The sequence below is a fragment of the Pontibacter sp. CAU 1760 genome (assembly GCF_054482735.1).
Genome location: NZ_JBTLRL010000005.1, coordinates 1 through 11210 on the forward strand (window position 1 = coordinate 1; position 11210 = coordinate 11210).

Genomic DNA, 11210 nt, shown 5'->3' on the forward strand with positions numbered 1-11210 from the left:
CGCAACAGCATCAAATATGTGGGCTCTAAGGACCAGAAGGAGTTCATGCGGGACCTCAAGCCCGTGTACCGGGCAGAGTCAAAGGAACTGGCCGAGCTGCGGCTGCTGGAGCTGGAGGAGAAGTGGGGCAAAAAGTACCCCAAGGTGCTGGAGAGCCGGCAGCGGAACTGGGAGAAGCTGAGCACGTACTTTAAGTACACCGAACCCATACGCCGCCTGATCTACACCACCAACACCATCGAGGGCTTTCACCGCCAGGTCAGGAAGGTGACCAAGACCAAGGGGGCTTTCCCAACGGACATGGCCCTGCTGAAGCTGATCTACCTCTCGCACCAGAACATCAGCAAAAAGTGGGTCATGCCGCTCAGTAACTGGAGCCAGACGGTACAGCAACTAGCCATCTGGTTCGGGGACAGAATGCAGCTGGACTTGAAGTGAGACGCACTTCAAAAGTTTGGCCCTGTTGCTGTAAGGATTCACACCAGTACACCAACAGGGCCAGTAATGTAAAACATGGAAATGACACAGTTTAAATTACACTCCCTCAGTAACGCCACTCCTAAGCCGCTACCTTTTTCTCTTTGGCTATACGCTGCAGCATTTTCAAAACAAATGCTTCGGTGTTAGAAAGGTGCTCTGTTGTGGAATCAGTTTCCCGGTGCTTCGCCAGGTATTTCAGTAGTTTATCCTCCTTAAACATGTTCACCACCTCAGGGTGGATATAGTATTTCGTGCAAACTGTGGGGGTGTTGCCAAGTCCTTTAGCCACCTCTTTCACGGCTTCCCGAACGCATTTCTCTTTCTCCATCTCTTCCTTCCCATCCATAACACGCTCCAGGCATTCCACCATTTTCACGGTGCCGCCCCAGGTCCGAAAGTCCTTGGCAGTAAAATCCTCCTCGGTAGCCTCGCGCAAGTATTCATTCACATCTCCCGACTCCAACGTCTGCCGCTCGCCATTCTCGTCATAATACTGAAAGAGGTCGTACCCCGGAATATCACGGCATTTCTTCACCAGCCGGGCCAACCGCCTGTCCTGCAAACCGATCTCATGCTCCACGCCTTTCTTGCCCCGAAAGGAGAACTGAATGTTGCTGCCATCAATTTTCACATGCTTGTCGCGAAGGGTGGTGAGGCCATAGGATTTGTTTGATTTGGCATAATGCCGGTTCCCGATCCTGATCAAAGCATTATCCATCAGTAGCAGCACCAGGGCTGTGACTTTCCGGCGGTCGAGTTTGCGTGAGTTCATATCTTCCTCGATGCGTTCCCGCAGCTTCGGAAGCTTCCGCCCAAACTCAATCATGCGCCCGAACTTGGTAAGGCTACGGGCCTCCTGCCATTGCGGGTGGTAGATATATTGCTTGCGCCCTTTGTCGTCGCGGCCTGTCGCCTGCAGGTGTCCCTTAGGCGACTTGCATATCCATACCTCCGACCAGGCAGGCGGTATCACCAGTTTGTTAAGGCGCTCCAGCACCTTCTCATCCGTCACCCGCTGCTCTTTCTCATCGATAAAAAAGAATCCTTTGCCTGCCTTTTTGCGGCCATAACCCGGTCGCTCGTCGGTGGTATAGCGCAATCCTGCCCAAGCCGCCGATTTGGTCGGGTCGGCGTATAATTCGTGAACTTCGTTTTTCTTAGCCATCTTACAGGGCGCCTCAACTGCTTCTGCCCAAGCACTTCATACTTGAGTTTCAGGCAAAAGTTGTGCAATTAAACCGCCCTTTTAACGGGTACTTGTCAAAACCCAAGGAATCTCTTTTATATTTGCTTTTGTGACGCCCTTGTATGGCGCCTTCACCTAACCTTGCTGTAAACCATGCACAAGAATATCTCTTACCTCTATGCCTTCTTTGGCTTTTTCCTGATTGCCTGCGGCGTGGTGGCCGTAGACCTGGCCGGCGAACAAGCCATGACAGCACTTCTGACCGGTGCCGCCGGCGGCTTGCTGGGGCTTACGGCAGGGCATTTCCTGAACCGGGGTAAACGTTGGGGATTTATACTGGGTATGGCAGAAGCCGGTGTGCTCACGCTGCTGTTGGGCTGGCGCTCGGCAACCTACTTTATGAACCTGCTGGGCGTGATGCGGCAACCAGCGCATACCCTCTCCACCGAAACGGCGGGCATGGCCTTCCTGCTGACCACAGCGATGCTGGTGATTGCCTTCCTGACCCTGGCCGTATCCGTGATGTTCAGCAAACAAGTGCTGAGAGAAACAAAGTAAAAGATTGTTGCAAACCCAGCAAATGCCCAAAGCACACGCATACCGGCTATGCAGCAAACTGAGCTATAAAAGCATAAGCCCTTCACCCCCATTTTAAGTTAAGATGGCTCCTCGTATACCCCACCTTCTGTTTGTCTTTCTGTTTTTACTAGGGAGTTGCAAACGCAACGATGGCCTGATTTTCACGGCACAGGACGACATAAAGCTAGGGCAGCAGATAGCAGCAGAGGCCGAGGCTACTTTCAGGGCTGAAGGCAAGTTGCTTGAGCGAACAAGCTCGAAAACTCCTATTATCGTAGCCTATCAAAGTGTTGACCGGATCATGGGCCGCATCCTTGCCTCCGGTGAACTGAAGTACGAACGGACTTTTCCTTGGGACATTACGCTTGTACACGACGATGCTACCCGAAGTGCCTTCACAACCCCGGGTGGTCACTTGTTTATTTATACCGGACTGATCAAGTTTATAAAGGAAGAAAAGCAATTGGCCGGTTTGTTAGCGCATGAGATGGCCCATGCCGACAAACGGCATTACGCAAAGCTAGTGCAACAAAACGTCGCGGTGAGTTTGCTGCTCGCAGCCTCTATCGGGAAAGCTCCTGCCACCCTACATGACTTAACCTCCATGCTAACAGGTCAGATGAAAGGACTGAGCTACAATCGCGAAGCTGAAACGGAAGCAGACCATTTCTCCGTTGTTTATCTGGACCGAACCGGCAGCTATGCCTGCGACGGAGCAGGCAGTTTCTTTGAGCTGATGCAACAGGATACGGAACCGCTTTCTTTTTCCTCCTACCTGTATACACATCAAAATTACAACCGCACGCAACAGCTTCACGAGGCCGCCTTGCAAAAAGGGTGCACTACGCGCACATCCCCTGCATCAGATTTTGATAACCTCCAAAAGGCCCTCCTCCAACTCTGATATTGCACCCCTCGCGCAGCGGGGCCTCCTACCTACATTCTTGCTGCGGTGTAACTTATTGTAGCATTTTATACCCCGACTTTTTGAGCGGTGATGCGCTGTATACAGTCATCATAAAATATAGGCAGGCACATATCCAGCAGGTTATGCCGTACAACGCTGGTAGCTGAAACCTTGGCGCGGCCTACCCCCGTAAGCAAAATGCAAGCCACAGGTAATCTGTTACCACCACGGCCTACAATAGGGGCTTAGAGTGTGGCGTTGCTTTGTAAACCATACCCATGAAAACAAAACATACGCTAGCCTGCTGGTTCTTTACTTTCTTTACCTGCCTGATGCTGAGTAGCTGCGAAGACGGCGATGGGGTTATCTTTTCGATCGAAGACGACATCAAGCTGGGACAGCAGGTCGCCTCAAAAGTAGACTCCACCTACCGTGCGCAAGGAAAGCTTTTAGAGCGCAGTAACAACAGCGCCAACGTGCAGCAAGCCTACCAGAACCTCGACCGTATCGTGAATCGGGTACTGAACTCCGGTGAAGTGAAGTACAAGCAGGAATTCCCCTGGACAGTGACGCTTATCAAGGAGGACGAGACATTGAATGCCTTTGCTTCCCCGGGCGGCCATATCTATGTTTTTACGGGCTTGATCAAATACCTGGAGGATGAAGACCATTTTGCGGGAGTGCTGGCCCACGAGATCGCACATGCCGACCGTCGGCACAGCGTGAAGCAGTTGCAGCGCGATTACGGCATTGCCCTGCTGCTGTCGGTCGCTCTTGGCAATGACCCTGGCACCCTGCAACAGATCGCAGCCCAGCTGTCGGGTACCCTGGCGGGGTTGAAGTTCAGCCGCGATGCGGAAGAGGAGGCTGATAAATTCTCGGTGCATTACCTGGGCGGCACGAATTATTATGCCTGCGACGGAGCCGCCGGGTTCTTTTTGAAACTGCAGCAGGACGCGGATAAGGCCGCAGCGCCACCGGAGTTCCTGAGCACACACCCCAACCCCGGCAACCGCATCCAGAACATAGCGCAGCTGGCCGAAAAGCGCGGCTGCAAACTAACCTCCGCCCCTGACACTGACTTTAACCAACTGAAACAAGCCCTGAATCTCTAAACCTGAATGCCTGCCCTACCAAGCAGGCATTTGCATTGCTGCACAGCCATGAAGAACCTAAAAAACAAAGCTGCCCATACCCTCCTCAATGCAGAGGAGAAACTCGACCAACTTACCTTCGAGCTGAAGAGCCGCTTGGGAATGAACCACCCTTTGCAAATTGTCACCTACCGCAGTTATGGCACACCAGAGCGTTTGTATGTGAAGGGCCGCGTGTTAGTGGACAAAGGCATCAAACGCGCGGAGGGCCAGGACACGTTGTGGGAGAACCTGCTGAATATGTACCGGCGCTTCGAGAGCGATGAGATTCCGAATGCCCGCTTGCAACTTACCCTGCAAGGAGAGCCCCATGAGATTACCTCGGATGCCGAAGGCTATTTTGTGCTGAACATCGAACCTCCCAAACCACTTCAACTAGACGATATCTGGCACCCGATTCAGATTAAACTTATCGATGCCCCCGTGAAACTGGAAGGCGATATCCATGAGACGGCTTATGTGCTGGTGCCCCCGCCCGATGCAGAGTATGGCATCATCTCCGACATCGACGATACTATTGTGCGGACTGGCGCCACAAGTTTGCTGGAGACTGGCAGAAATGTGCTGCTCAACAACGCCCATACCCGCATTCCGTTTCATGGCGTGTCGCAGTTTTACCAGTCACTGCAACTCGGCCGGAATGGCAAGCGCAACAACCCTTTCTTTTATGTATCCAGCAGCCCCTGGAACAATTACGATCTGCTCTACCATTTCCTGGAGCTGAATGACATCCCACAAGGGCCGTTGCTGCTCCGCGATTTCGGGTTTGATGAAAACAAGCTCGGCCACTCCGACCACATGAGCCATAAATATAAGGAGATCGAGAATATCCTGATGACCTATCCGAAGCTCAATTTTATACTGATCGGCGATAGCGGGCAGCTGGATGCCACCATCTATAGGGAGGTTGTCAAAAATTATCCGGGCCGTATCATGGCTGTTTATATCCGGGACGTGAATATTGAGGAGCGCACAAAGGCCGTCACCACTATTTCAGATGAACTGAAACAGGATGGGCAGGTGGAAATGGTGCTGATAAAAGAAACCACTGCCGCCGCTGAGCATGCCGCCGACTGTGGCTTTATCTTTACCGAGCAAGTAAAAGAAGTCAGTGAGGAGTCGGCGCTCGACAAGCAGGGAGATAAGTAAAAAGTCAACGCACCATATACTACAGCACAGGAGGCTAGTATAGCTACCTTCGTGGCACATTTGTTGTAACCCGGTGCATACCGTGATTGATTTTTTACGTTAATTTATCATCTGAATCCTAAAGCCTTTACTGTTATACCTGATGATTTATACCCCTGTTTTAGCGCTGCTTCTAGCCACCTCCACCTTGTCGAACCTGTCGACTCCAGTCACTTTTCCGGCAGTGGTTTCGGAAAGCTCTGCGGAACGCGCAGTGGAGGAAATTGAGTGGCTGACCATTGAGGAAGCTGAAAAGCGGCTGAAAAAAGAGCCCCGCAAGTTGATGGTGGATGTGTACACCGACTGGTGCGGCTGGTGCAAAAAGATGGATAAGGAAACCTTTAATGATCCGGAAGTAGCAGCCATCATTAACAAGCATTATTATGCCGTGAAGCTGGATGCCGAGGGCCAGCAGCCGATCACGATCAAAGGCCAAACATTCACGTTCAAGCCCGAGTATAAGTCGCATGAACTGGCCATTGCCTTATTAAACGGGCAGATGAGTTATCCCAGCACTGTGTTTTTAGACGAGCAAATGAACATGCTGTCACCGGTTCCGGGGTATATTCAAGCAAAAAGCATGAGCCAGATCCTCCGTTACTTCGGCGAAAACCACCACCAAAAAATGACGTGGCAGGAGTATGAGAAACAGGGAAAATAGAGTTTAACTATCCAACTGCCCCTGCCCCTATTATATCCCCTATTAAAATCGTAAATTTGCCTTCCAGACGAAGCCTAATTTATAGATTTGACACAGCAGCATTTCACGACCGACACCATTGTAGCCGTTGCCACCGCTCCCGGCGTAGGCGCCATTGCCGTTATACGCCTTTCCGGACCAGAGGCCATCCGCATCACCAATGCTGTTTTCAAGGGCAAAGACCTAACGCATCAAGCCAGCCACACCATCCATTTCGGCACGATCCGCGATAATGAGAAAGTGCTGGACGAAGTACTGGTTTCGTTGTTTGTGGCGCCGCACTCTTATACCAAAGAGAATGTGGTAGAAATCTCCTGTCACGGTTCAGACTTTATTGTGCAGCAGATTGTGCAACTCCTGCTAAAAAAAGGCGCTCGTCTGGCCAATGCCGGTGAATTCACCAAACGTGCTTTCCTGAACGGCCAGTTTGATTTGGCGCAGGCAGAGGCTGTGGCGGACCTTATTTCCTCCGACTCTGCCCTCTCGCATGAAGTGGCCATGAAGCAGATGCGGGGCGGGTTTTCCCAGGAAATAAAGCGTCTACGTGCGGAACTGGTTCATTTCGCTTCGATGATCGAACTGGAACTGGATTTTGGTGAAGAGGATGTAGAGTTTGCCGACCGAGACCAACTGCGCACGCTCATCCTGAACATACAGGCAATCATTCGCGAATTGCTGAAGTCGTTTGAACTGGGCAATGTGATCAAAAACGGGGTGCCAACCGTAATTGTAGGGAATCCCAATGCCGGAAAATCCACACTCCTGAACAAACTCCTGAACGAAGAAAAAGCCATCGTATCGGATGTGCCCGGCACTACCCGCGATTTTATCGAAGACGAGATTAATATCGAAGGTATCAGCTTCCGCTTCATCGACACGGCTGGCCTGCGCGAAACCACCGACAAGGTAGAAGCCATCGGAGTAGAACGCACCATGCAGAAGCTTAGCCAGTCCTCGCTGATTATTTACCTGTTCGACATCACAGAGGTAACCGCCCAGGAAGTGCAGGCTGAGTTAGACCGACTGAACCCGAAAAAGCTGCCATTAGTAGCCGTAGCCAACAAAATAGACCGTGCCCCTGCTGACAAAGTAGCAGCGTTCGAGGGTATCGAAGGCCTGGTTACCATCTCAGCTGCAGAAGGCGCGAACCTGGATGAACTGAAACAAGCACTGGTTGAAAAAGTGAACCTGGGCAAGCTCAACACCAGCAGCCAGACCATCGTCACCAACCTCCGCCACGTCGACAGCCTCAACAAAACCTACGCTGCCTTGGATGACGTACTGAACGGCTTAGCCCTCGGCATGAGCGGTGACCTCGTAGCCGCAGACATCCGCCGAGCTTTGTATAGCTTAGGTGAAATTACGGGTGAAATCACCACAGATGATTTGCTGGATAATATTTTCACGAAGTTTTGCATCGGCAAATAAGGCCACAAAATAAACATATATACTATTATTCCAACTTATTTTTATACTGTGCAAATACTTAAATATTAACACGTGTCCTTTATTCACAAGAGCTATTTGTTTAATGATATCTTGAACGCTAAAACCATCAATAGTATTACTCCAATATTAATGTCATAAGGATTTTCAGCAAAATAGCTGATTTAGATTCTAAAAACACAACACTATTACATTAACTATGTATAAATAAATAGTAAAATAATTAAGTTGAATTTTATCTAATAACATAAGGTAGGCGCTACCTACAAGATATATAAATGTATAATCAAAGCTTCCCCGAGCTTTTGCCCTTGCTTCGCCATCAGCAATCCCTGTAGATGACGTTACTGCTTTCCATGTAAAGCAGGCATCATTCCTTGGTTTCGTAGGACGCTGATTCTTCAGCATTCATTAGGTATGCATTACCCAAAGAACCATGAAAGTAAAGACGACTCACTATGATGTATGGTTTAGTAACTTCAGCCAGCAGTACAATGAACTAGCGGATGTAATCTGTACCATGGAAGCCGCTGCCATCGGGTTGCATGCGCGCCATCCTGCGGACACCCCACAGGGCCCAGGCATCTTATTTTTTGATCAAAAGTCGAAGCTGGAGGAAGTCATCGAACACGTGCAAGGGTATGCACAAGCCTGCGCACAGCAGTTGGTGGCTGTTTCCTTACAACCTATCCCACAGGGTGCTGCCTGGAAATTACTCAAAGCAGGGGTATCAGATGTGATCGTCTGGGATGCAGCTACAAAACCGCTGGACTCTATTTTGGCACGGCTTAGCTACTGGGAGTCTGCGGAAAAGCAGTTGCACTACCTGCAGCAGCACCTGATTGGCAACAGCAAGATATGGCTCTCCACCATTCGGCAAGTCGTGGAAATGGCCTCCGCTAACTGCCCGGTTTTGCTATTGGGCGAGAGCGGTACGGGCAAGGAACTGATCAGCCGGGGGATACATGAGCTGGATAGTCGAACGGAGAAAAAGGAGCTGATCGTGGTGGACTGCACAACCATTGTACCGGGTCTATCGGGCAGTGAACTGTTTGGGCATGAAAAGGGAGCCTTTACCAATGCCATCAGTACCCGGGACGGGGCCTTCGCGCTGGCAAATGGCGGCTCGCTCTTTCTGGATGAACTGGGGGAACTACCTACTGGTTTGCAAGCCGAGCTGCTTCGGGTGCTACAGGAAGGGACCTATAAGCGGGTGGGCAGCAATACCTGGCGTAAAACAAATTTCCGGTTAATTAGCGCAACAAACCGCAACCTGTCTGAGGATGTAAAAAACGGGCAGTTCCGGGAAGATCTGTTTTACAGGGTATCGGGGTATACCTGCAAATTGCCCCCACTGCGGGAGCGCCGCGAAGATATCCCGCTGCTGACGGATCATTTCCTGCAGCACTTCCACCACAAGTTGCAACCGGTTAACCCGGAGGTATACCAATACCTGATGGTGCGCGACTATCCGGGAAATGTGCGTGAGTTGCAGCAACTGGTGAGCCGCATTGCCAACAAGCATGTGGGCGACGGGCCATTTACCCTCGGCGATATTCCGGAGGCTGACCGTCCTGACTTTGAGGACGAGACAGCGTTACCGGGCAAGCAGGAACTGGAACAGGCAGTGCGCAGACTGCTTTATACCGGCATTGGCCTGAAAGACCTAAAAGAGCTTGTCACAACAATTGCGAAAGAAATAGCGGTAGAGGAAACGGAAGGGAACATACAGCTTGCCGCTAAAACATTAGGCTGCAGCGAACGGATATTGCAGATGCACTTGAAAAATGAGCCGTTGAATGGTTACCACAGGCCCGTATAAGCCAGGACAGCACCTATACGTCTGTCATAATTCCCTGAGCCGATGGTAACAGATGTGTCATTTCGACCACAGGGAGAAATCTGAACTTTCATCAGGTAAGTTATAATGCAGATTTCTCGCGTTGGTCGAAATGACAGATACGGGGATTTTAAAGACAGTTGTTGATTTGTATTTTACATATCCTCGGTTAAGCCAATCAACCAAGGGTCGCGGTATGTGGGTATAGTCATTTCATTGCTTACTGCCGGGGTGGCTTGGAATGATGGCAAAGGGATTGTTTTCACCTGTGCGATCAACCGGAGGAAGTTTCCACCTGTCACCAACCGTTCGGCACCGGACGAAAGGTGCAAGGCTTTGATCTTCGCCAGCTCTACGCCGGGGTGCAGCCAGGGGCCGTCAGAACCAAACAGAACCTTCTGGGGCTTAACGCGCTGAAACATCTTCTTCAAAATGTCGAATCGGCGCACGCCGGAGGTGTCGGTATAAATGTTCGGGTGGCGCACCAGGTGGTCAATCATGGCTGTTTGTGCCTTCCAATCGTCGGCAAAACTGCCCAGGTGCGGAATAATAAAATTCACGTCCGGGTACTGGCTTGCCAATAGCTCTATTACCGCCACCTCCCCTACCACATCATACAACACCGGCAGCTTAAACCGGCGGGCAGTTTCGCAAATCTCCCGCGTGATGCGGGCATCATAGCGGTGCACTTTTATGCCGCAGAACTTGTACTGCTGCACAGCCGTCTTCACCATCTCATACACCCGCCCGCTGTCCCGCTGCGGGTGTATGAAAGCAAAACCGTAAAACATGCCGGGGTGACGACGCACGATGCCCGCCACCTGTCGGTTAGCTACCTGGTAGTCTGAATGGAAAGCTGCAAACAACACGGTTTTCTGAATGCCAGCCTCACGTGCCCACTTCACGTAATCCGTTAAGGGCGCATCGGTGTCCCAAGGCCCCGTGAGCCCGTCCCCTTTTCCGGCATGGCAATGGCAGTCTATGATCATTTTCTCGGTGATTATCTTTAGTCAGGAAATGGAGTCCTGGTGTGTTATAGGTCTTGCCAAGCAGAATGTTACTTCGGTGGGTATACCTCAAACCCACAGGCTTTTAGTTTTGCAGTGTTCACGCTACTGTGTGTGCCTTTGTTGTAATTCTGAGACCAGTGAATCTTTACCTTGTTCTCATACCCATACACCCGCAGGAAGCTGCACAAATCATACGTGCACCACGCGCAGGGGCTCCGGTTCAGGAAGAGCTGAATCGCGCTGACTCTCCGGGCAAAGCTTGGGTATAGCCGGGTATGGCCTTTAAACCAATTCAGGAACTGCTTTTCTGCATGGCTTTGGTTAGACATTTGCCTGTTTAAGGTCATTGGTTCTGTATTCCAGGTAAACAGCTCTACCTTGTTGGATCCTTTGGCTGGCAGAAAAAGCACGCCCCCGTTTCCGCGCACGCCCCTGCTGGGCAAGGATACATAGGCACGGCCTGCCCGCTCCTGCACAGGCACTAAACTGGAGTCGAGGCCGCCGATGCCGCTCGTCAGGTGGGGTGTTTTAAAAGGCACGGTTGTTTTGATATTGAACGCTGGTTTCCGATCCCGGAGGGTAATGATGGCCCGCAGCCGGGTGACGGGTAAGCCTGATTTGTTGGAGGCGACAAACGCCTTCACATCGTCTTTTGAGAGCACTTCCCTGTCAGTGGCAGGAAAGACCCGGTGTGGAGCGTACGTTAATGAAGTATACATA

The 11210-nt window shown here is 51.1% G+C and carries 11 protein-coding genes; 8 read left to right on the forward strand and 3 right to left on the reverse strand.

What is annotated here, in order from left to right:
* Window positions 1-438: transposase (locus ACXYMU_RS08330; RefSeq protein WP_458985911.1), on the forward strand; the 438-nt coding region annotated here is incomplete at its 5' end.
* 121 nt (window positions 439-559) lie between these two features.
* Here the strand turns inward: ACXYMU_RS08330 and ACXYMU_RS08335 are convergent.
* Window positions 560-1645, reverse strand: a complete 1086-nt coding sequence (locus ACXYMU_RS08335; protein WP_458985912.1) for a DNA topoisomerase IB — start codon at window positions 1643-1645, stop codon at window positions 560-562.
* A 174-nt stretch (window positions 1646-1819) separates the two neighbouring features.
* Between ACXYMU_RS08335 and ACXYMU_RS08340 the strand changes: the two genes are divergently transcribed.
* The 7 genes from ACXYMU_RS08340 to ACXYMU_RS08370 all read left to right on the forward strand — a co-directional run bounded on the left by ACXYMU_RS08340 (window position 1820) and on the right by ACXYMU_RS08370 (window position 9462).
* The gene (locus ACXYMU_RS08340) at window positions 1820-2224 is read left to right on the forward strand and encodes a hypothetical protein (protein ID WP_458985913.1); all 405 of its coding nucleotides are present in this window, start codon (window positions 1820-1822) and stop codon (window positions 2222-2224) included.
* A 103-nt stretch (window positions 2225-2327) separates the two neighbouring features.
* A complete protein-coding gene (locus ACXYMU_RS08345) occupies window positions 2328-3149 on the forward strand; it encodes a M48 family metalloprotease (RefSeq protein ID WP_458985914.1) in 822 nt (273 codons plus the stop codon).
* 281 nt (window positions 3150-3430) lie between these two features.
* Window positions 3431-4267 carry a M48 family metallopeptidase gene (locus ACXYMU_RS08350; protein WP_458985915.1) on the forward strand — a complete coding sequence of 279 codons (837 nt, stop codon included), beginning with the start codon at window positions 3431-3433 and terminating at the stop codon, window positions 4265-4267.
* A gap of 48 nt (window positions 4268-4315) precedes the next feature.
* Window positions 4316-5455, forward strand: a complete 1140-nt coding sequence (locus tag ACXYMU_RS08355) for an App1 family protein (protein ID WP_458985916.1) — start codon at window positions 4316-4318, stop codon at window positions 5453-5455.
* A 142-nt stretch (window positions 5456-5597) separates the two neighbouring features.
* Window positions 5598-6155, forward strand: a complete 558-nt coding sequence (locus ACXYMU_RS08360; RefSeq protein ID WP_458985917.1) for a thioredoxin family protein — start codon at window positions 5598-5600, stop codon at window positions 6153-6155.
* An 87-nt stretch (window positions 6156-6242) separates the two neighbouring features.
* The gene (gene mnmE / locus ACXYMU_RS08365; RefSeq protein WP_458985918.1) at window positions 6243-7622 is read left to right on the forward strand and encodes a tRNA uridine-5-carboxymethylaminomethyl(34) synthesis GTPase MnmE; all 1380 of its coding nucleotides are present in this window, start codon (window positions 6243-6245) and stop codon (window positions 7620-7622) included.
* Window positions 7623-8076: 454 nt separating this feature from the next.
* A complete protein-coding gene (locus tag ACXYMU_RS08370) occupies window positions 8077-9462 on the forward strand; it encodes a sigma 54-interacting transcriptional regulator (protein ID WP_458985919.1) in 1386 nt (461 codons plus the stop codon).
* 173 nt (window positions 9463-9635) lie between these two features.
* On the opposite strand, the gene ACXYMU_RS08375 is transcribed toward ACXYMU_RS08370, so the two are convergent.
* Window positions 9636-10469 carry an amidohydrolase family protein gene (locus tag ACXYMU_RS08375; RefSeq protein ID WP_458985920.1) on the reverse strand — a complete coding sequence of 278 codons (834 nt, stop codon included), beginning with the start codon at window positions 10467-10469 and terminating at the stop codon, window positions 9636-9638.
* Window positions 10470-10537: 68 nt separating this feature from the next.
* Window positions 10538-11209 (reverse strand): hypothetical protein, encoded by a 672-nt coding sequence (locus ACXYMU_RS08380; RefSeq protein WP_458985921.1) that lies wholly within the window; start codon window positions 11207-11209, stop codon window positions 10538-10540.
* Between the last annotated feature and the right edge of the window lies 1 nt (window position 11210).